The sequence below is a fragment of the Singulisphaera sp. GP187 genome (assembly GCF_900129635.1).
Lineage (GTDB): Bacteria > Planctomycetota > Planctomycetia > Isosphaerales > Isosphaeraceae > Singulisphaera.
The window spans coordinates 4,708,843-4,730,384 of sequence record NZ_FSRB01000001.1; the positions used below are offsets into that span (position 1 = coordinate 4,708,843).

General features: G+C 64.2%; 16 protein-coding genes. 10 read left to right on the forward strand and 6 right to left on the reverse strand.

The genetic code is table 11. The features are described from left to right. Positions 1–9: 9 nt before the first annotated feature. Positions 10–1,365, reverse strand: coding sequence for a sigma-54-dependent transcriptional regulator (locus tag BUS42_RS18195; protein WP_074308510.1), 1,356 nt, complete (start codon positions 1,363–1,365; stop codon positions 10–12). 306 nt (positions 1,366–1,671) lie between these two features. On the opposite strand from BUS42_RS18195, the gene BUS42_RS18200 reads away from it, so the two are divergent. Beyond that, positions 1,672–3,039: a transposase gene (locus tag BUS42_RS18200; protein ID WP_074304734.1), complete on the forward strand. Its 1,368-nt coding sequence runs from the start codon at positions 1,672–1,674 to the stop codon at positions 3,037–3,039. Positions 3,040–3,393: 354 nt separating this feature from the next. On the opposite strand, the gene BUS42_RS18205 is transcribed toward BUS42_RS18200, so the two are convergent. After that, entirely contained in the window at positions 3,394–4,542 is a 1,149-nt protein-coding gene (locus BUS42_RS18205; protein ID WP_074308512.1) for a serine hydrolase domain-containing protein, read from the reverse strand. 491 nt (positions 4,543–5,033) lie between these two features. On the opposite strand from BUS42_RS18205, the gene BUS42_RS18210 reads away from it, so the two are divergent. The 6 genes from BUS42_RS18210 (at position 5,034) to BUS42_RS18235 (ending at position 9,349) form a co-directional block, all read left to right on the forward strand. Next, a complete protein-coding gene (locus tag BUS42_RS18210) occupies positions 5,034–5,678 on the forward strand; it encodes a dihydrofolate reductase family protein (RefSeq protein ID WP_074308513.1) in 645 nt (214 codons plus the stop codon). A 113-nt stretch (positions 5,679–5,791) separates the two neighbouring features. After that, on the forward strand, positions 5,792–6,379 hold the full coding sequence (locus BUS42_RS18215; RefSeq protein WP_074308515.1) for a dihydrofolate reductase family protein: 588 nt from the start codon (positions 5,792–5,794) through the stop codon (positions 6,377–6,379). An 80-nt stretch (positions 6,380–6,459) separates the two neighbouring features. After that, on the forward strand, positions 6,460–6,894 hold the full coding sequence (locus BUS42_RS18220; RefSeq protein ID WP_074308517.1) for a VOC family protein: 435 nt from the start codon (positions 6,460–6,462) through the stop codon (positions 6,892–6,894). A gap of 218 nt (positions 6,895–7,112) precedes the next feature. Then, positions 7,113–7,478: an MmcQ/YjbR family DNA-binding protein gene (locus tag BUS42_RS18225; protein ID WP_074308520.1), complete on the forward strand. Its 366-nt coding sequence runs from the start codon at positions 7,113–7,115 to the stop codon at positions 7,476–7,478. 3 nt (positions 7,479–7,481) lie between these two features. After that, positions 7,482–8,030 carry a dihydrofolate reductase family protein gene (locus BUS42_RS18230; RefSeq protein ID WP_074308523.1) on the forward strand — a complete coding sequence of 183 codons (549 nt, stop codon included), beginning with the start codon at positions 7,482–7,484 and terminating at the stop codon, positions 8,028–8,030. Between the two features lie 83 nt (positions 8,031–8,113). Further along, on the forward strand, positions 8,114–9,349 hold the full coding sequence (locus BUS42_RS18235; RefSeq protein WP_074308525.1) for a HEAT repeat domain-containing protein: 1,236 nt from the start codon (positions 8,114–8,116) through the stop codon (positions 9,347–9,349). 165 nt (positions 9,350–9,514) lie between these two features. On the opposite strand, the gene BUS42_RS18240 is transcribed toward BUS42_RS18235, so the two are convergent. After that, entirely contained in the window at positions 9,515–10,654 is a 1,140-nt protein-coding gene (locus BUS42_RS18240; RefSeq protein ID WP_074308528.1) for a serine hydrolase domain-containing protein, read from the reverse strand. A gap of 455 nt (positions 10,655–11,109) precedes the next feature. Between BUS42_RS18240 and BUS42_RS18245 the strand changes: the two genes are divergently transcribed. Further along, positions 11,110–11,487, forward strand: a complete 378-nt coding sequence (locus BUS42_RS18245) for a hypothetical protein (protein WP_074308531.1) — start codon at positions 11,110–11,112, stop codon at positions 11,485–11,487. A 187-nt stretch (positions 11,488–11,674) separates the two neighbouring features. On the opposite strand, the gene BUS42_RS18250 is transcribed toward BUS42_RS18245, so the two are convergent. The 3 genes from BUS42_RS18250 to BUS42_RS18260 all read right to left on the reverse strand — a co-directional run bounded on the left by BUS42_RS18250 (position 11,675) and on the right by BUS42_RS18260 (position 18,747). Then, entirely contained in the window at positions 11,675–14,659 is a 2,985-nt protein-coding gene (locus BUS42_RS18250; RefSeq protein WP_074308533.1) for a PSD1 and planctomycete cytochrome C domain-containing protein, read from the reverse strand. Between the two features lie 242 nt (positions 14,660–14,901). Beyond that, positions 14,902–16,011 (reverse strand): DUF1559 domain-containing protein, encoded by a 1,110-nt coding sequence (locus tag BUS42_RS18255; RefSeq protein ID WP_074308535.1) that lies wholly within the window; start codon positions 16,009–16,011, stop codon positions 14,902–14,904. 864 nt (positions 16,012–16,875) lie between these two features. After that, positions 16,876–18,747, reverse strand: coding sequence for a YncE family protein (locus BUS42_RS18260; RefSeq protein WP_074311200.1), 1,872 nt, complete (start codon positions 18,745–18,747; stop codon positions 16,876–16,878). Positions 18,748–19,338: 591 nt separating this feature from the next. Here BUS42_RS18260 and BUS42_RS18265 point away from each other — a divergent pair. Together BUS42_RS18265 and BUS42_RS18270 are read left to right on the forward strand one after the other, a co-directional pair. Then, a complete protein-coding gene (locus BUS42_RS18265) occupies positions 19,339–20,223 on the forward strand; it encodes a hypothetical protein (protein ID WP_074308537.1) in 885 nt (294 codons plus the stop codon). Positions 20,224–20,583: 360 nt separating this feature from the next. Continuing rightward, positions 20,584–21,537, forward strand: coding sequence for a DNA integrity scanning protein DisA nucleotide-binding domain protein (locus tag BUS42_RS18270; protein ID WP_074311202.1), 954 nt, complete (start codon positions 20,584–20,586; stop codon positions 21,535–21,537). Positions 21,538–21,542 lie beyond the last annotated feature (5 nt).

The following is a 21,542-nucleotide window of genomic DNA, read 5'->3' on the forward strand; positions in this document are numbered from 1 at the left end:
TTTTTCATATCAGGACATGCCGTACCGTTTACGTTTCCGCTGGAGCGTCGTCACATCGATGTCGAGAATGCGCGCCGCGGCCTCAAGCGAGGGGGCGCGGGCGACCACGCGAGCGATATGTTCGCGCTCGACGTCCTCCAGTGAGACTTCCGCGCCAAGGGCGATCCCGGTCCGCCCTGCATCGGGATCGTCCCCCGGCGATAGGCCCAGGTCGGCCGCCTCCAGAATGTTCGCCGGTGAGAGAATCACGGCGCGTTCGATCGCATTCCGCAATTGCCTGAGATTGCCCGGCCAGGAATGGGCCGCGATCGACTCCTCACAGCGCGACGAGTAGGACAGGTGGTGCCGCCCCTGGAGCCGCTCGAAGGTTCCGAGATAATGCTTGGCCATCGGCAGGAGATCTTCGCGGCGGTCACGAAGCGGGGGGAGTGTCAGGCTAATCACGTTCAGACGGAAGAGAAGGTCCTCCCGGAACCTCCCCGCCCGAACTTCGTCTTCGAGCGGGCGGTTCGTGGCCGAGATCAGCCGCACGTCGGCCTTGCGTTCCTTGGCATCCCCCAGACGCTCGTAGGTGCGATCGTTCAAGAATCGGAGCAAACGCGTCTGCGCATCGGCGCCGAGATCGCCGATCTCGTCGAGAAAGAGGGTCCCCCCTTCGGCCTCCTCCACTTTCCCCACAGAATCGGTCACGGCTCCCGTGAAGGCACCACGGCGATGGCCGAAGAGGATGCTGCTCATCAGATCAGTCGAAAGCAGTGGGCAGTGGACCGTGACGAATGGTCCGTCGGCGCGCCGACTGTGGGCGCGCATCCAGCGGGCGAACACGGTCTTGCCGGTGCCACTCTCGCCCCGCAGAAGCACGACCGCGTCCGAGGCAGCCGCACGCACGGCCGTCTGCAGGAACGATCCGTAGGCCGGGCTCAGGGTCTCGAATCGGCTCTCGCCCTCCGCCTCGTCGAGTCGGTCCTTGAGTTCGATCAGTTGCCGCTTCAGGAGGTTGGCGGTCACGACCCGCCGCGCCGCCGTCCGCACCTGCTCGGGCGTGAACGGCTTCGGCAGATAGTCGACCGCCCCCAATTTCATCGCCTCGACGGCCGTCTCGAACGTGGCGAAGGCGGTGATGACAATGATGCCCGCTCCGGGCTGGCGACGAAACATCTCGGGGAGCAGCGTCAGCCCGGAAGCCGATTGGAGCCACAGGTCCAGGAAGACGACGTCGAACCGACCACGGTCGAACGCCTCCAAGGCACCGGAGGGAGTGCCGACGCCCACAACACGCGCCCCATCCACCTCCAGGCAGAGCCGGATCGATTGCCGGATTCCCGGATCATCATCAATGACGAGGGCTGACCAGGCGGAATTCATGACCTCTGTCGTTTCAAGGCAACAGTTGAATCAGACAAAATCACATCACGTTACGTAGAATCATCCCGAGTGGGGTTTCCAGAACTTCTCACGTCTCTGGCAAGATGCGGACCAACTCTACAGGTGCCACGCAACGTCAGTAACTCGGCGTCGTCAACAACGGATGTAACTCTCACCGGACCAGAGAATTACTGCCGCTCCGTGGCTGCGGTTCGTTCGAGAGAAGGGGGGGCAAAAAATCGCCGTTCTTCGTCATGATGGGTGCGGCTAGCAACCGGCACTCACCTGGATTGAGGAAGAACGGCGATGAAGGCAGCTCGGACGCTGCAAGGCTTGCAGCAACCGCAGTCGTTGATCGGCTATGTCCGACAGTTTCTCACCCCGACGGTCTGGAAGCAAGCCCGAGGGGTTGTTCCTCAAAGGCGGTCGGCGCCGCGGTGGGATCTCCAGCCACTGGTCGTGGTCATGCTCGCCATGACCTGGGCCACCGGCGACTCCGAGTCCGAGAGGTTTGAGAAGGCCCGGGGATACTACGTCGCCTGCCATGAGTCGCGAAGACGCCCGGGAAAGACCCTCGTCGGCTTCCAGAAAGCGATGCGACGCGTCCCCATGCGACAACTCAGGGCGTTGGCCGCGGGGGTTCGGCAACAGATCCACGCCCGACTGGGGTCGCGGCGGATTGTCGACGGCTTCGAGCCGATGGGCTGCGACGGCTCGCGGATCGAGTGCCCCCGCACCCCCGAGTTGGAACGGGGACTCGGGCAGGCCGGCAAGAACGACGCGGCCCCCAACGTCTGGCTGACGGCGTTCGTCCACTTGCCCACGGGACTGCTTTGGTCGTGGCGACTCGGCCCGGGCACCGCGGCCGAGCAAGAGCATTTGAGGCACTTGCTCGCCACCCTCTCGCCCGAGGCCCTGATCGTCTGCGACGCCGCTTATATGGGCTTCGATCTGGTCCGGGCGATCCTCGGTGTCAAGCGATCGTTCCTGTTCCGGATGTCGTCGCGGGTCGACCTCTACACCCTCGAAGTGGCGAACCTGGAGGATTGGACCGAAGGCCCTGTCTTGTACTGGCCGAACTATGTCCAGAAGAAAGGGGAAGCGCCGATCCAATGCCGCTTGATCCGGATCCCGGCCAAGGGCAAGGGTAAGGGGTCGGTCAAACGCGACGTCTGGCTCCTGACCGACGTCCTCGACCCAGCCCGGATGTCGGCGGCGACGGCCGCCAAATTCTACCGCTGGAGATGGCGTAATGAAGGACTATTTCGCACATACAAGCGTATAATCAATAAATTGAAACTCGCTAGCCGCACGGTGGCCTTGGTGCATCGCGAGGCCGAGTTGTCACTGCTGGCCACGCAGATCCTCCTGGCGCATGCCGACCTGGCGCTTCGGCCGGCGTCGGCGTCGGCGACCGATGGCCCAGTGATCAGCCCCCGCAAAGTTCTGATCGAGATCCGCAAGGAGATCGACGCGGCCGTGAAACCCAAGGCCAAGTGTTACCACAAGCGACTCGCGGGCTGCCGCGCCGGGTGCCGGAAGCAGAAGAGCCCGAAAGCCACACGCAAGTGGCCTCGTCGCAAACCGCATAAGCCGCCGAAACCGCCTGTGCTCCACACCCTGACTCAGGAACAGAAAGCCTTGCTAAACAAGCACATGAGTGCAGTAGGATGAGGCATCAGTAATCGACGTTGGGTGCCACGCCGCCATTCTAATCCATCCCCTCAGGCAGTGATACGTACGACGAATGCGGAATGAGGGGAGTTGGCCATCGTGACCTGAGACCGTCTCCGCCGTACAGCAAGAAGAGCCCGCGGGGATTGACTCAAGGGTTGTCGGCGACCTGGAACCGCCCCGGTTTCAGCTCCGCCGCGATCAGCCGGCCTCCATCATCAATTCCCACGGAGGACCTAAGGACGCACGCGACCCTATCATCCTGATAACGCAGGCGCAACCGTACTCAATAGGATCACCACCAGGCCGCCGTTGCTTCACCGAGGAAGAAGCAACGGCGAAGCTTACCCGGAATCACGGCTTCCCCTTGAGCTCCGACGCTCCTTTACGCGAAGACGCCTCGTCTTTACGCTCACCCGTATGCTTCGGTTTTTCACCCAGAGTGACCGCCGCCAGGTCCTCGGCCAGCGCCCCGACGGGCGTCCCTTCGACGTTGCTCAGGACGACAACGCAGACCCCGTCATCGGGGAACCGCAAGAGGTGTGTCACGAACCCGTTGATCCCGCCGCCGTGGGAGACGGTCCGCCGGCCGAACAACTTCGTGATCCCCCAGCCGTAACCGTAGTTCTTCTTGTCGGGCGTGAACATCGCCTCACGCGCCGCCTTGGGCACCAGGGTCTCCGTCAAGAGCGCCTGGTCCCAGAGGAAAAGGTCATCCACCGTCGAATAGAGGGCCCCGGCGGCGTGGGGAACCGTCATATCAATAAACGAGGAATTGACACGAAACGGCCCGGGCCCGGAGTAGCCCGATGCGCGGTGCTTCAGGACCGGGAGCGGGTTGTCGTAGCCCGTCGCCTTCATCCCGAGCGGCTCGAAGATCGACGCCTGAAGGACGCTCGCGTACGGTTTTCCCGAAACCTTTTCAATCAAGAGGCCGAGCAAGACGTAACCCGAGTTGCTGTACGCGAACCGCTCGCCCGGCTTGAATTCGAGCGGCTTGTCCTTGAAGCTGGCGACCAGGTTCTCCAGAGTCATGTGCCGCCGCATCATGGTCGGGTAGTCGGCAAAGCCGGTGAAGCTCGGGATCCCCGCGGTGTGGGTCAACAGATGATGCACCGTGATCTCGTCCCACGCGGGCGGGGCGTCGGGCAAGTATTTTTTGATTTTCTCATGGACGTCGATCTTGCCCTGTTCCTGCAAGATCATGACCGCCATTGCGGTGAACTGCTTGGTGATCGAGCCCAGCCGAAACTTGGTCTCGGGCGTGTTGGGGACGTCATGCTCGAGGTTAGCCATGCCATAGCCCCGCCGCACCAGCACCTTGTCATCGCGTGCCACCAGAATCGATCCGCTGAAGCGATCGCGCTGGACACGTGTCTCCAGGAACTCCTCAAGCTGGGAAACCAGGTCCTCCGCCCGAGCCGTGACCGAGAGGGCGAACGAGGCAATCGCGAGAAGGACCGGCAAGACCAGGGCTGAACTTCGATGCCGAAGGCGTCTCATTGCAGCGATTCTCCGTCATTTGAAGTTCACAGCGACTTGAGAAGTTCGACACGGCAAGATCTCCAATGAGGGAATCTCAATAGCTTCCCGTGACTTCACGCATGTTCCGCACGCCACGGTCGATTCCTGGTGGGCCGTGCCCACCCGACGAGACAAAAGCCAGACGATCCGAGGCGCACCTCCGCTCGACCGCGATCCCGCGCCGAGGGCACGGCCTCCATCGTATTGAACAGCAGTCGGCAGACCCCGGCAAGGCTGCACTTCGCGACAACGGCTTCGCGCGAGTCCGATACGAGCCGGCCGCGGCGGTGCCTGGTAAGATCAGTTGAACCGTGGCTTCGCGGCTCAGTTCACGGCAGCCCGGCCCGAAGGGATCGCCTGATTTTTACTGTACAGACGTTGACATCATGCCGATAACTGGTTCCAATCCCCGAATCCGGGGCGGCCCGTCGATCGACCTGTCCTCGCTACGTCCCTTCGGAGGATCTTGAATGCCTAGAGTTGTAGTTCGTAACTTTGCCTGTTCCCTGGACGGTTTCGGAGCCGGCCTTCAACAAAGCCAGTCCGAACCTTTCGGCAAAAACGCCTTCCAGATCATGAACTGGTTCCTCCCCACCCGCACCTTCAAGTCCATGGTCGGCGGCGAGGGTGGCAGCACGGGGCTGGACGACAGCTACGCGGCCAAGGCCTTCGAGGGCGTGGGCGCCTCCATCATGGGACGCAACATGTTCAGCCCCCTTCGCGGCCCCTGGGCCAACGAGGACTGGAAGGGCTGGTGGGGTGACAACCCTCCCTTCAAGCACCCGGTCTTCGTGCTGACGCACCATCCCCGGGCCGCCCTGGAGTTCAAGAACGGCACCTCCTTCCACTTCGTCAACGGCTCGCCGGAACAGGTCCTGGAGCAAGCCCAGGCCGTGGCCGGTGACAAGGACGTCAAGGTCAACGGCGGCGTTTCCACGGTCCGGGCCTTCTGGAAAGCCCGGCTCCTCGACGAACTGCACCTGGTCATGGCGCCGGTTTTCGTGGGGGAAGGCGAGCGGCTCCTGGGCGGACTGGGGGTGGAGGAGGACTACCAGATGGCCGGCTTTGAGGCTTCCGAAGCGGCCGTGCATTACAGGATCGCCAAGAAACGCTAGGGCTTTGCCACCAGCAATTCTTCGATGAGGAAGATCGACATCGCGACGATCGAGGCCGCGCGACGGGGCGAGGGCTGAGTTCGCTGGCGGCTTTTAACGGATGGAGACCCCAAATGAGAAAGATCAGGATTATCTCCCACATCTCGCTGGACGGCGTGATCTCGCCCAGTGGGCAGGGCGAAGACAGCGACTACGCGCATGGCGGATGGACGGCGCCCTATCGAACCCCGGCCGGGGCGGCGCTCGTCGCCGAGTCGTATGGCACGACCTTCGACCTGCTGCTCGGCCGCCGCACCTACGACCTCTGGTCCGGCTTCTGGCCGAAGGCACCGAGCAGCCCGATAGCGGACGGCTTGCACGCCGCGACGAAATTCGTCGCGACCCACAGGCCGGAGAGCCTCGAATGGGGCCCGGCCCGCGACCTCGGAGCCGACGTCGTGGAAGGGATTCGCGGCATCAAGGCGAGCGACGGCCCCGACCTGATCGTTAGCGGAAGTACCACCGTAACGTCCCTGCTGTTCGAGCATGGACTGGTCGACGAGGTCATTCTCGCCGTCTACCCGGTCCTTCTGGGCCGGGGCAAACGCTTCTTCTCGGACAATCTCGACCCGCGCGGACTCGCTTTCGTCAGCACTCAGGCCACGCCCACAGGCGTCCTCCTGAACGCGTATCGGTACGCTGGGCCGCTGCTGCCGACGTGAGCGGCTGAAGGCAAGCTTCTGTCACAAAATAAACGTCACACTTCTGGGTGAGTATCCTGTGGGCCATACTGAGGTAACCTATGACGGTTAAACGGATGGACAACGTCCTCATCGTTGTCGACGATCTCGAAGCCGCCAAGGCGTTCTTCATCGAACTGGGTCTCAAGCTCGAGGGCGAGACGACAGTCGAAGGGCCTTTGGTCGGGAGCCTGATCGGGCTCAAGGATGTCCGGGCCACCCTCGCGATGATGCGGACTCCCGATGGGCAGGGCATTGAGCTGGACAAGTTCCACACGCCCAACGCGATCAGGTTCGGCCCCGTGGACGCGCCGGTGAACACGCTGGGCATCCGTCGCGTCATGTTCGCCGTCGATGACATCGACGCTGTCGTTGCACGCATGCGCGCCCACGGGGCCGAGCTCATCGGCGAGATGCAGTACGAGGACACGTACCGGCTAGCCTACATCCGCGGGCCTGAGGGCATCATTGTCGGACTGGCCGAGCAGCTCAGCTAAAAATCATCGCTGGCCATGCGTGCGGCCATCTGGGCGGGCTGACCGTCGTTCGGGCCGCCGCCGGGAAGCACCGATTGTTCAACCCGTCGGAGGAGCTTCGGGCATTCTAGCGAGGAGGGACGGGAGGGCCATCTCGTACCAGATCGAAGAGGCTCGGGCTGGGTTGAAGTCACTTCACGGGCTTCCCCCCCCACGCGTCGCCAGGGAGAGCATCGTTCATGAACGCGAACGACTTTCGAGAGTTGGCCCTCGGCTTTGACGACGCCGAGGAGAGCGCTCACATGGGGGCTGCCGACTTCCGCGTCGGCGGCCGCATCTTTGCAACCCTCGCCCATAGACATCTCGGGCTGGGGAACCTACTGCTCTCCCCTGAGCTGCAGCAGTCGCTCATCGACGAGGCCCCGGAAGTGTTCTTTCCTGTCTCTGGCGGTTGGGGGCGGATGGGCGCGACGCACGTCCGACTGGCGGAGGCGACTCCCGAGCAGTTGCTCAAAGGACTCCAGTTCGCCTGGAATCTGCGAGTGGAGAAGAACGGCAAGTCAGGAAGGCGAAAGACGCAACGTAAGCCACCTCTGGAGAACTGACAAATGCGGCCTCTTCGGTATTCTATCAACGTCACTTTGGACGGGTGCTGCGATCATCGTGCGATTCCCGCGGACGAAGAGCTGCACCGGCACGCGGTCGAGAACCTCGAACAGGCCGATGCCCTCCTCTTTGGGAGGGTAATTTACGAGATGATGGAGGCGGCGTTCCGTCCGTCGGCGCGGACGGGAGCGAGTCCTGATTGGACGGAACCCTTCGCCCGGACGATCGACGCGGCAAAGAAGTACGTCGTGTCGAGCACCCTAGACCGTGTCGATTGGAACGCGGAGCTCGTGCGTGGGGATCTGTCAGAGGCCGTTCAGCAGCTCAAGCGGGTGTCGGGTAAGGGGCTGTTCGTGGGAGGTGTGAAGCTTCCGCTGGCGTTGGCGGAGCTGGGGTTGATCGATGAGTACGAGTTCGTGGTGCATCCCAGGCTGGCGGGCAACGGGCCGACGTTGTTCGCGGGGCTATCGAAGCATGTCGAGCTAAAACTCGTGAGCCGGTTGGAGTTCCGCTCGGGGGCGGTAGCGATGCGGTACGAGCCGAAAAGGTAGCCACAAACGGCCGAGGGGTATCCTGAAGTAACGAGACGAACGCGAAGCCGGAATCTGGGTCCATCTGGTCGGGGGATGTCGCCATGCTCGAAGGGCGGGAGCGGATCGACTGGGAGCGGCTGACCCACGCCTACGGCCCGGCCGGCGAGGTGCCCGGCTGGATTCGCGAGCTGGCCTCGGACGATGCCGCCATCCGCAAGCGGGCGTTCGATGTCCTCGAAGGGAGCATCTGCCATCAGGGCTCCTGGTATCGGGCCAGCGCTCCCGCCGTCCCGTTCCTGTTCGAGCTGCTGGAGTCGCCGTCCGCAAAGGACAGGGTGCGGCTCATCCGTCTGCTGACGAACCTCGCCATCGGCTATCCGGAATGGCACGTCCCGCTGGGATTCGATTCTGCTCAACGGTTCGCCGAAATTGAGACCCTGGGCGGGCCGGAGGAGATCGAGCGCATTCGGGACGCGGAGCCCGAAGAGGAAGAGGACTTCGAGCCCGGTCGTGACGCGCTGTGGCAGTGGGACGCCTACGAAGCGGTGATCGGGCGGATCGTCACGCTCCAGGGCCTGACCCGGGATGAGGCCCCCGATGTGCGTGCGGCTGCCGTCAAGGCTCTCGCATGGTTCCCGGGAGCCGCGCCGGAGTCAGTGCGATTCGTGCGCGACGCTCTCGTTCGCGAAACCGGCCCGAAGGAACGCGCGAACGCCCTCCTCTGCCTGGGAATCCTCGCCCGCTATCGGAACGACCGGTCGGACGTTCCGACGCTCCTTGCCTGCCTGTCGCCCGGTGAAGCGCCTTCGGTCCGTCTGGCCGCTGCGATCTCGCTGGCCGTGATCCTCGGGAAGTCGGCGCCCGCGGAGTGCATCAACGTCCTTCTCGATGCGGTCCAGTCCCCCGATGCTCCGGACTTGGTCGGGTGGCATTGGCTCGGTCCCATCGCCCACGCGTGCGCGGCGATCACGGCCGCGAAGCCAGAGCCGACCGAGTCGGTCCTCGCCGCCATGTGTCGGGCTGCCGAGCTGGTGAGCAACCCGTGGAGCGGGGCCGAGGTCAACACCACCCTCTTGGGCCTCGTGTTCCCGGACCCGTCAACCCTGGGGACCGACCCCAGGACAGGGTTCCGGCGCGTGACCCCCGAGGAGCTGACGCCGGAGCAGCGCCAGGCGATCTACGCGATCGGCCGCGCCCCGGTCTGGGAGACCGACCCCTACCACTACGGCGGGCTCATGGATGTCGGGCTGGAGTACGGCTTGCCGTGGCAGCCGGATAAGTATCGGGCGTTGCTTGAGGAGGTTCGGCGGGCAGAATCCTCGGGGATCTCAGAATGACCCGGCCTGACCACGAACGCTTCATGCGGCGGTGCCTCGAGCTCGCCGCCGTGGCCCGCGAGCAGGGAAGCCAACCCCAACCAGGCACCCTGGGCCTGCGCATCATTCAAGATCAGGCCGGCCCGGCGTCACCGAGGAAGAGGATTCGACAGTGCCCACCCCAAATCACGGCTTCCCCTTCAGGTCCAACGTTTCTTTACGCGAACTCACTGCCTCTTTACCCCCGCTCTCATGCTTCGGTTTCTCCCCCAGAGTGACGGCCGCCAGGTCCTCGGCCAGCGCCCCGACGGCCGTCCCCTCGACGTTGCTCAGGACGACGACACAGACCTGGTCCTCGGGGAGCCGCAAGAGGTGGGTCACGAACCCGTTGATCCCGCCGCCGTGGGAGACGGTCCGCCGGCCGAACAACTTCGTAATGCCCCAGCCGTAACCATAGTTTTTCTTCTCGGGCGTAAACATCGCCTCACGCGCCGCCTTGGGCACCAGGGTCTCGGTCAAAAGCGCCTGGTCCCAGAGGAAAAGGTCGTCCACCGTCGAATAGAGGGCCCCAGCGGCGTGGGGAACCGTCATATCGACAAACGACGAATTCATACGAAACGGTCCGGGACCGGAGTAGCCCGATGCGCGGTGCTTCAGGACCGGGAGCGGGTTGTCGTAGCCCGTCGCCTTCATCCCGAGCGGCTCGAAGATCGACGCCTGAAGCACACTCGCGTACGGTTTTCCGGAAACCTTTTCAATCAAGAGACCGAGCAAGACGTAACCCGAATTACTGTACGCGAACCGCTCGCCCGGCTTGAACTCGAGCGGCTTGTCCTTGAAGCTGGCGACCAGGTTCTCCAGGGTCATGTGTCGCCGCATCATGGTCGGGTAGTCGGCAAAGCCGGTGAAGCTCGGGATCCCCGCGGTGTGGGTCAGCAGGTGATGCACCGTGATCTCGTCCCACGCGGGCGGGGCGTCGGGCAAGTATTTTTTGATTTTCTCATGGACGTCGATCTTGCCCTGTTCCTGCAAGATCATGACCGCCATCGCGGTGAACTGCTTGGTGATCGAGCCCAGCCGAAACTTGGTCTCGGGCATGTTGGGGACGTCATGCTCGAGGTTGGCCATGCCATAGCCCCGCCGCACCAGCACCTTGCCGTCGCGGGCCACCAGAATCGATCCGCTGAAGCGATCGCGCTGGACGCGCGATTCCATGAACTCGTCAACCTGGGAAGCCAGGTCCTCCGCCCGAGCCGCGCTAACCAGGGTGACAGCAACAATGAACAGAAGAGCCAGAGCCGACATCCAGGGACGAACTCGTCTCATGGCAGCGATTCTCCGTCATTTAAAGTTCACACCGACGTCAGCTAATATCCTGGTGTGGCGTGCCCACGCCTACGAGGCAAAAGCCATACGATCCGCCGACAAGGTTCCCTCGTCGACGAACGCGAACACAGTCGTATTGAACAGCAGGCGGCGAGTGCCGGCAAGGCGGCCGCAGACCAATCTTCGAGTCAATAGCACAATTACCGGGGGTTCTTCGTCCGCCGGAAGACAGGGAGCGTGAACTCCCTGTCTTTGGGCCTTCGCATGAGCTGGCTCATTTGACACTGTGGCACCGACAAATGGGTTGATGGACCCGGGCGGAAAACCCGGTAACGAGGCGACCGTGTCAAAAATCTTTGGCGGACCGTTGCACATTCGCGCGATTCCTTGCGGATAGCTGGGTACCGAGGTGACCGAAATCATGAAGAGTGCAACGAGCCAAGGAGTCGGAACTCATGCGTGTCCATCAGATGGCAGCCCAGTTGTTCGGTTTGGCGGCGGTCGCGGTCGGTTGCTTGGCCGCTGGTGAGGCGAAGGCGGATTATCCCTACAGCGGCGGGTATTATGGGGAAAGTTACCACGGCGGCTACCGTGGCGGGTACGGCGGCGGCTACCGTGGCGGATATGGCGGCGGCTATCGTGGCGGCTACGGTGGCTATCGCGGCGGGTCGATCTACAACCGACCGGGGGATGGTCTGCCTCCGTTGTACAACCGGCGGGGTGACGGACTCCCCCCATTGCCGGTCTATCGTACACCCGGTGGCGGTCTGGTGGCGAACCGGCCTGGGGACGGCATTCCGCCGATCTACATCCACCGCCCTCGCCCCTGGTAACTGGTAACCCAGCGGCGGTAGGAACACAAAGCGGTCCCGGACGCACGGTCCGGGGCCGACTCCGGCGATGATCCAAGCTTCAACCGAGCCGCGCACGGCATCACGGAACGTCAATCTGGGATCGCTTACTCCGCTGCGCTGCGTGCGCGGCTCGGTTGAAGAAGGCTCGGTTGAACAAGAAGCGGCTCTAGTCGATAAACACAAACTCATTTGCATTAAATAGGATCCGACAGGCGTTCGCGAGGCCATGCTTCTCCGCGAACGCGGCCAGAGTCGCGCGTTCCTCGGGGCGAGGAAAACGGCCGAGCGCCAGGTGGTACGCTTCGTCGATCCGCCGGGCGGGGTCGTCGCTCAGGGCTTCGAGCCGGTGGGCGAACGCCCGTGACTGCTGGATCATGAACCGGTCGTTGAGCAGGGCCAGGGCTTGGAGCGGGCTGATGGTGGCCGCGCGGACCGGGGTGTTGATGTTCGGATCCGCGCAGTCGAGCGACTCGAGGAACGGGTGCGGAACGCTCCGGACGATGAACCGATAGATCGTTCGCCGCCGGGTCTCGGGGCTGTCCGCCCGGTCGGGGTCGCCATGGTCGTAGATCGGCGAGTGGTCGTCCTTGAACCGGAAGGGCTCGAAGCCAGGCCCCCCCATCTTCGAGTCGAGCGTGCCGCTGACGGCGAGCACACCGTCGCGGACGGACTCGGCGTCGAGCCGGGTGCGATTCATCCGCCAGAGCCAGTGGTTATCCGCGTCCTGGGCGGCCGCGTTCGGGTCGTGCCGCGACGATTGGCGGTAGGTCGCACTTGAGACGATCGACCGATGCAGACCCTTCAGGGACTGGCCCTTTTCCAGGAGCTCGACCGCCAACCAGTCGAGCAGTTCGGGATGAGTCGGCATCGACCCGTTGCGGCCGAAGTCGTTGGGCGTGTCGACCAGGCCCCGGCCGAAGTGGCCGTGCCAGAGCCGGTTGACGATCGAACGCCAGGTCAGGACGTTGCGCGGGTTGCCGATCCATTCGGCGAGCGCCGCGCGACGCGCCCCCTCCTCCTTCGCGGCGGACGCGCGGAAGTCGGAATCGAGGCCGGACAAGCATGACAAGGCGCCGGGGGCAATGGCCTCGCCCGGTTGTTCGACGTCGCCGCGGTTGAGCAAGTGGATCGGCCTCGGCGTGCGTGCGACGACGGCGTAGACCTGGTCAGCCGCCAACAGCGCCTTGACTTGCCCGTCGAGCGCGGCAAGCTCCGCGACGGTCCGATCGATCCCGTCCCGGATCCCGGTATCAACCTGCGACTCCTTCAGCGCCTCATAACGCGACCGGGTCTCCTGCACCTGGCACTGCAACTCCAGACGCTCGCGCGCCACCGGGTCGGCAAGATCGTCGAGCCGCGCGCGGCTATCGAAGCCATCGATGAGCCGAGCCCGGCCCCAGCGGCCCCCTTCGATCGAGTCGAGCGCCGTGACGGCGGCCACCGCGGCGCGACGGCCCTCGGAGATCACCTCCAATTCGCCGAGGGCAAAAACGTAGTCGTCGGTCCGCTTCCAGAGTCGGCTGGCCGTGACCCGGAGGAATCGCGCGGAGGCTTGACCGGGGCGAGGACGAACGACGTAGGCGGCAAGGCCCGGGTTGGCGAAATCGGCCGCCGACTGGTCGGCGATGACCAACGGGCGGGCGAACGTCGGCTCATCGGCGAGCTCGACCCGGAACCGAGCGGGGAAGCCGAACCCTGGGGTATCCGCGAAATCGGTCGGCCGAGCCGGGATCAGGCGGACCGCATCGATCGGCACCGCGCGGCCGAGGTCCACCTGGACCCACTTCACGACGTCGGGCGTGGGAGCGATGCCGCTGTGGTAGCCGTTGGACGGGCTGGGGGCCGTTGCCGTCGGGCCGGGCAGAGCCGCGAGCTGGCCACGCAGGGCCTCGAGTTCGTCGCCCAGCCGGACGAGTTCCGGACTGGTCGCCGAGTCGGCCTTGGCCTTGAGGGTTGCGAGCTGGGCGGTCAGTTCCGCTTTGCGCGCTTCGAGCGTGGCGCGCTGGGCGGCCGACTCGCGCGTGAGAAAAGGCCGCTCGCCACGTTCGACCCCGGCAAAAACGGCCTGGAGGCGATAGTAGTCCTTTTGCGGGATCGGGTCGAACTTGTGGTCGTGGCAGCGGGCGCAGTGGACGGTCAGGCTCTGGAAGGTCGACATCGTGCTGGCGAGCATGTCGTCGCGATCGTTGAGGCGGGCCTTCTCCTTGTCGACGGTCCCCTCGCGAAGCTCGACATGGCCGACGAAATCCCAGGGGCCGGCCGCGACGAACCCGGTCGCGATGACGCCGCGGGGATCGCCCGGCCAGAGCCTGTCGCCGGCGATCTGCTCCTGGACAAAGCGGGCGTAGGGGACATCGTCGTTGAGCGACTGGATGATGTAGTCGCGATAGGGCCAGGCGTGGTCGCGCCGCTTGTCCTTGTCGTAGCCGTGGGTGTCGCCGTAGTGGACGACGTCGAGCCAGTGCCGGCCCCACCGCTCGCCGTAGCGCGGCGACGCGAGCAGACGGTCGACCAGCCGCTCATAGGCGTCGGGGCGAGGATCGTCCACGAAGGTGTCCACCTCCCGAGGCGTGGGGGGGAGCCCGTGCAGGTCGAACGTCAAGCGACGGATCAGGGTCCGGCGGTCGGCCTCGGGGCTCGGCGTCAGGCCTTTTGCTTCGAGGCGGCTAAGGATAAACGCATCGATCGGCGCGCGAGGCCATGCTCGGTGGGTGACCTTGGGAATCTCGGGGCGGACCAACGGGCGAAACGCCCACCAGTCCCCGGCCTCGGGACGCTTGGCTTGCAGCGTCAGGCCCTCCGGCCAGTGCGCCCCCTGCGCGATCCAGGTCCGGACGCTGGCCACTTGCGCCGGCTCGAGCAGCGCTCCGGTCTTGGGCATCTCCGGCGGATCGCCCGCGATCGAGTCCAGCAGCAGGCTCTCCTCGGGCCGACCCGGCACCACCACCGCGCCACTCTCCCCCCCGGCCTCCAAACCTTGGGCCGTCGCGAGCGAAAGCTTCGCCTTGGGCGCACGACCGCCGTGGCAGCTTACGCAGCGCGCTTCCAGCAGCGGCGCAACCTGCTCGCGGAAGAGGCGATCGTCCGCCCCGATCGCCGCGACCGGCCCGGCCAGCAGGACCACGAGCAAAAATCCCAGGCGTTTCACCATGATCAACCCTATAGACGCGTCGACACGACGTACCAGGCCGGGCGAACTCGGCAGAGCATCGGCGCCGTCGACTGAATCCGATGACTCCCGATTATGGAGCCGGGTGATCCGCTTGGGAAGCGCGTCGATTTGTTCCAATCACCGAGGCCACGCTTGTCCCTTGTCCGGAACCTGGCGGCGGGGGGCTGAGTCTGACCCCGCCGAGCGATGCCCGAAATCGAGTATCGCTCGGCGGTCACCGGTCAATAGGAGTCGGCGCTGATCACCTCACCGCCATTCTTGGTGCCGAGGGACATCCAGGTGTTCTGGTTGATCGAGTCCTTGAGGAACTTGACGCTGCCGTCGGAGAACAGCGCATTGACTCCGCCGGAGTGATAGCTGTTGGCGTTCGTCAAAGGGGCCATGGTGGTCGAGCCCGTGTTGCTGCAATGGGTCCACTTCTTGCCGTTCGGGGTGACGATCGTGTTGAACAGGGTCTGCGTCATGCAGCCGTGGGCCCAGTCGCGGCCCGCCTGGTTGTCGGAGTTGCCACCGGCCTGCCACGACTGGTCGCACATCGCGATGTTCGAGAGCAGCACGGCGGCCCCCGCGGTCCGGACATCGAGTTGGCGGAAGCTGGCGTCCATGCCGACGTTCTTGACGCCCATGTAACGGAGCGACTTGCCGGTCGTGTTCGTCCCGTTCACGACGCCCTCGGAGTAGGCGATCGTGTTCGAACTCCCGTCGGTGCAGTCGCGGAGGCCGTAGGCCGCCTGGAAGGTGAACATCCCGGTCGACGCGGTGCTGGGAAATCGCGCGGCGTCGGGGAGTCTTCCGACGAGACCGGTGTCAACGCCGTTGGGAACGGACAGGCTGGTGGTCGCGCCGACGCAGCCGAAGTAGTTGCTGGTGTCGCGGTCGTTGGCCGCATAGCTCGTCGCCCCGCCGTTGCCCCCAAGCGGATCGGACGGGCAGATATAGCCTTTGATCTGGGTATCGGCCGCCGTGCTATTGATGACCTCGGGCATGGTCCCCCCCGAGTTCTCCTCGACGCCCCAGTTGAAGTTGGCCGAATTGTAGACCGCCTGCTGCTCGACGAACGGCAGCAGCAAACCCAGGTGCCCCCAGGAGTTCTTCGCCCGGTAGGTGTTGGGCATCTGGTACAGGTTGAGCGACACGCCCAGCGGGAAGCAGTCGTGGGCTTGGTGGTAGTTATGCAACCCAATGCCGATCTGTTTCAGGTTATTGACGCACTGCGACCTCCGGGCCGCCTCCCGCGCCGCCTGGACCGCCGGCAGCAGCAGGGCGATCAGGACGGCGATGATCGCGATCACCACGAGCAGTTCGATCAGGGTAAAACCTCGTCGTTTCATGGACCTCGCTCCCCTCATAATGTCAAGGGACTCAAGACATGACAATTCCACCACGAAGACGGAATGGACGAAGAACCCGTGGGCCTACCCGGATTGACGCCAAAAAGAGGAGGCAAGGCAGGACACACGGTCAACGGACCCCGAGTTTTCACGGGCCATGGGGGGAGCGGGGTGCCCGACACCGGCGTGTTTGGTTAACGGTGTTGGAAATGGCGATGAATCGTACGAGAGGCTTTCAGGCTAACATCGAGGTCAACACTGCTGTCAACACCAAGAACACAAAAAAACCGTACGGGCCGCTTCGGAGTTGCGAAACGGGGACGTCACTATTCTCACTTTCTGGAACGCTTCGGCCGCCTCTTGCGACGCCACTCCCACACAATCATTCTCGCCTGACTGTCCAACAACAATCATTCGCTAATATTTAGCAATCTCAATAACATTGATACGCACTTCAATAAAACAAGTGATTCGCCCGAATGAGAAAAGTTACCAACCCATGCCAACCTGCTGGCCCAAAGGCCTGGTGGACCGTCCCCAAGAGGCATGAACGACCGTTTCCGTCTTATGGGATAGGCTTCAGCCTGCCACCCCCTTGAGGGACGGCAGGCTGAATATCACTGCTTTGGCAGGGGTTTTGCCGCGAGGATACGTGCTGATCCTGTTTCGCGGTCCACTCCTCCCTCCCCACTGTTACGCTTCGCTGAAGTGTGACGGGGGGGGCCGGGCAGGCGCGACTTCGAGCCTTGTCAGGCGAATGGGGGGGGGAGGCGGATCGAGCCGGGCAGCTCGCCAGAAGGAGAAGGGAGAGGAGATCCGACGGCCCCGGCCTTCGGATTCGAAAGCCGGGGCTCTTGATCAATCTTATCGGCCGGGCAACGACAACGGGCCGATCTGCTTGAGGTTTTTATTCACCTGCACGCCGTTGCGGCCGTCGACCGGCCGGGGGGACGAGATGATGTCGACGTGAGACCGCTTGGGGATCTCGGCATGGCCGAAGGGCTGACCGATGATGAGCGAGTCGGTCGCACGATTGATCTTGGCCAGGTTGATATAGCCGGCGACGTTGAACACCAGGCCCGTGGCATCCTTGGCGCGGAGCGACTGGACGTTGCCCTGGACGTCGATCAGGGCCGAGTTGGCGAGGTCAGGCCGGAACGACTCGCTCAGGCCGGTCAGCGGGTTGGGATTATTGAGGGTGAGGGTTCCGTTCGAGGCCAGGGTCTGCGGGTTGAGCAGCGAAACGACGTTCTTGCCGTTGGCGACGCCGGTGACCAGAGCGAGGTTCTGGTCCACGCTGCCGAGGACCTGCGGAGGCTGACTATCGACCGACCCCTCGGGACCAGCGTTGACGAAGTTTCCATTCTGCTTGAGCGGGGTCCGCGCGGTCTCGCTGAGTTGGTCGCCCGTGTTGAGGGAGAGGACCCCGAACTGGACCAGGTTGGGCTGGAAGGTATCGAAGTGGGCGGCCCCGGTCGCGAACATCGTGTGGGTGGCTGGCACGCTCGCCAACCCGCCTGAAAGCTCGAACTGGCGTTGGGGGGGGTACGGCTGGCCCACGGCGACGGCATGCCCGGTGGCCAGGCTGGCGGTCACGTCGATCTGCAGCGCGAGGCCCCCCGCGCCCGCCGTCGAGTCGGAGATCACGGTTCGGGTATCGGTCGAACCGATCCCGTCGATGGTCGTCAGGCCGAGCGACCCGAGGTTGGTCGTGGTGAATTGGCCGACGGGATCGCCGGTGACGGCGTCGAAGGCGCGGATGCTGGTGCCATCGCCGACCAGGGCGACGAGCCGACCGGCGTTGCGGCCCAAGGCGACCCCAGTGTTCGGCGTTCCCATCCCGGTCAGCGGGATCGTCTGGAGCGCGGCCCCGGTGGTCGCGTCGAACCGGATCAGCGTGTGGGTCGTCGAATCGAGACCGAAAACCTGCGGATCCTCGATCCCGGACGTGCTCCGCGGAGCGCCCTTGATATGGTTGATCACGGCGACGACCCCGGGAGGAGCCGGCGGCGGCCCCGGGTTCACGCCGATGGTGGCGGATCCCCCGGTCGGGATGTGGTTCGCGATCGAGTTGAAGTCGGCGACGAACTGCCCGCCGACGCTCGTCAGCGTGCTCGCCCCGAGAAGGTTGGTGATGAACGCAAGGTTCACGCCATTCGAGGAGGTCGACGTGGGCAGGGTCGAGCCGTCATTGGAGAGGAACTCGATCGGCTCCTCGCGGAGGTTGATCTGAGTGTTCCGGCCGACCGAGTTGAGGTAGATCGCGTGGACCCCGCCGGTCAGGTTGATCCGACCGTTGTCGACCAGGTCGAAGTCCTTGAAATTCACCACGTTGAGCAGGCTGCTGCCAATCCCGCTGAGGTCGTCGGGGTTGAGATCCTTGTGGTGAATGCTTCTCAGGGTGGCGCGGCGGGTTCCCCCCGAGACCTTGGCGACGATGCCTGTCTGGGGTCCGGTGTCGCTAAAAACGACGTTCAAGGCGCCGTCGGGATCGACGGTCGAGCCGGCCAGGCTGCCGACCCCATACAGCGTGACGATGACGCGGGTTCCCTGCGGCGTGGTGTACGACATCCGCCGGTCCTGGACCGAGATCCCATTCTCGCGGTTGAGCAACCGCGCGTTGGCCGGCACGATGGCCGCGGCCGCGGTCAGACTCGCCGCCTGCAGCGTCCGCCCTTCGAGCCCCTCCAACATCGGGCGGACTCTCCGAGCGGGTCGCGTCATTGACTCATTCATCGCACACTCCCAAAACTCGGCTCGACCGGCAGGCGCCATCCGATGGCGGGAGACCCTGACCTCCGGCAACGCGATCGGCAAGCGAAGACAAGAGGCCAGCTCAGCCCGTTCGTTGTGGATTATCGACACAATCCGTCCAAGAGTTTGTCCGAACGAGTCGGGATCTCCGAATTCTCTCCCAAGGGGGCCGATTCTCCTCTTCCCAAGCCGAGCGAAACGCGCCAACTCCCTGACTTTCGAGGCCATTTGACGACCGAAGGCCGACGCTCCCCGCCCCCTCGAAAGCGAAAACCGAGGGAGCGGCTCCTCCCAAAGCACGGGGCGCCGCATCGCGTGCGATCGCACGTCAAATCGAGACGTGATTCGCGGCCTGCCCCCCAACCGAGGCGGGTCGACCCTGGCTCTTTGAGGAACCACAAGCGAGGCGAAAACCAGTCAAAATGCCGGGGTCTTCACCACTTTTGCCACGGGACGGGTCTTGATGCCCTGGCACTAGGACCGGAGGACCGTTACACTCGGCGAATCCCGGCCCACGGGGCATGGAGGGAGGATGATCCTCCGAACACTATCTCGATTTCAGGAGATTCTCTGGTGCGCCGTTTCGCCACGCTCGCGCTGTCGCTCTCCCTGGTGCTCGGTCTGACCGCAACAACCCGCATGTTGTTCGCTCAGGAGCCCGAGAAGAAAGACGCTTCCACGCCTGAGGTCAAGAAGGCGGACGCCTCCAAGGATGACGTCAAGAAAGATGACGCTCCCAAGGACGCGGTGAAGGACGATAAAAAGGACGAGACCCCCGCTCCGATTCCCCCGGAGGTTGAGGCCAAGCTCGAGGCCGCTCGCCGCGCCGTGGCCGAGGCGATCGTTGCCGCACAGGATGCAGGCTTGGTCCAGACCTCAATCGATCCGCCGCCGATCCTCGACATCCTGCTCACGGGCCGCGCCACCGACGAGAAGGCGATCAAAGATCGCGTCGGCGTGAGCACCGAAGTCTTTGGTGCCTGGTTCACCAGCTACAACAAGTCGATCGAGGGAATCAACGCGACGAAAGACGTCCGGATCCATCCCCCCACCAAGGGCCTTCAGGCGTTCTACGACCTGCGTGCGACCATCCTGAACAAGCACATCAAGGCCGTTCGCAACGCTCAGGCAGCCGCCAAGCCGAAGGAAGAGCCCAAGAAGGAAGAAGCCAAGCCCGCTCCGGCTGAACCCGCCAAGAAGGAAGAAGCCAAGCCCGCTCCGGCTGAACCCGCCAAGAAGGAAGAGGCCAAGCCCGCTCCGGCTGAACCCGCCAAGAAGGAAGAGGCCAAGCCCGCTCCGGCCGAAGAGCCCAAGAAGGAAGAGGCCAAGCCCGCTCCGGCTGAAGAGCCCAAGAAGGAAGAGGCCAAGGTCGAAGAGCCCAAGAAGGAAGAGGCCAAGCCCGCTCCGGCCGAAGAGCCCGCCAAGCCGGAAGAACCCAAGAAGGAAGAGGCCAAGTAGTCCTCGAGCCTGAATCCCCCAAGTCGGGATACCCCGCCCCCTCCGCCACCCGGAGTCCGATGGACCCAGGGAAAAAGCGGAGGGGGCGGATTCGTCTTGAGGAACAAGGCCAGACCCAGCCAAGTTGGCGCTCGCGCGACGAGGTCAGTCGCACCCTTCTGCTTTTTCCGGGCGACGCATCGGCTGGCGACTTCGCTTCGGAGTCTCCCTCCAGCCCGCGGCGACCCGGCCTGATCCGAATTGAGTGAGTGACGATCCCTCCGGGCGCGTGAACGAGAATCACCGCAGCCCCGGTTCTGCTTGTTTCTTTTTTTTTTTGGATTCCGAACCCGAAGTCCTTCGCCGAGCGAGGCCGCCTCCGTGACGCCGACCGCCCTGAACAAGGCGACGACGATTCTCCTGGCCCTGGCCTGCGAGGCGGCCAGCCGTCTAGGGGCGATGGGGGTCCTGATCCTCCCCGAAGGCCCGATGAACTGGGAGGCGATCGCCGCCCTGGCTGACGGCAACCGAATCATGATCGCCGAGGCCTCGGAGCGGCATCTCAAGGCGATCACCGAGGCCGGGATGATTGCCATCGAGGTCGATGAAGCCACCGAGTCCGCGATCACCGAGCGGATCACCCTGGCCCTGATCGAAGCCGTGGCCAACGACCAACTCACCGCCGGCGCCCGCGTGGTGGTGGCCTACTCCGGTTTCGAGTCCGAGACGCTCGACTCGATCACCGTCGTCCGGCTCGGCGAGCACCTCGAGCAGCTCAGCTCGCGCGACCTCCGAGCCCTCGAAACCTCCGTCCCGTTCGAGACCCTCAAGGCGGTCGTCGACGTGGCCGTCGAGATCGGCCGCGAGGGCCGTGAAGGCAAGACCGTCGGCACCCTCATCGTCGTCGGCGACGTCCGCAACGTCCTGAGCCGCACCCGCGCTCTCGGCTTCGACCCCTTCAAAGGCTACAAACGCAAGGAACGCAACCTCCGCGACCCCCGCGTCCGCGAGGCCATCAAGGAGATCGCCCAGATGGACGGCGGCTTCATCGTCGGCCGCGACGGCACCGTCGAGTCCGCCTGCCGAATCATCGACGCCCCCAACTCCGGCCTCACCCTTCCCAAGGGCCTGGGCACCCGCCACTGGGCCGCCGCCGCAATCACCAACGTCACCAACGCCCTGGCCGTCGTCGTCAGCCAATCCACCGGCACCGTCCGCCTCTTCCAAAAAGGCGAGGTCATCCTCCGGATCGCGCCGATGCAACACGCCCGCGCCATGAAGTGGCAAGACGCCGAAACCGAACCCGGACCCGCCCGGCTCGACAAAACAAGCTGAGCGAT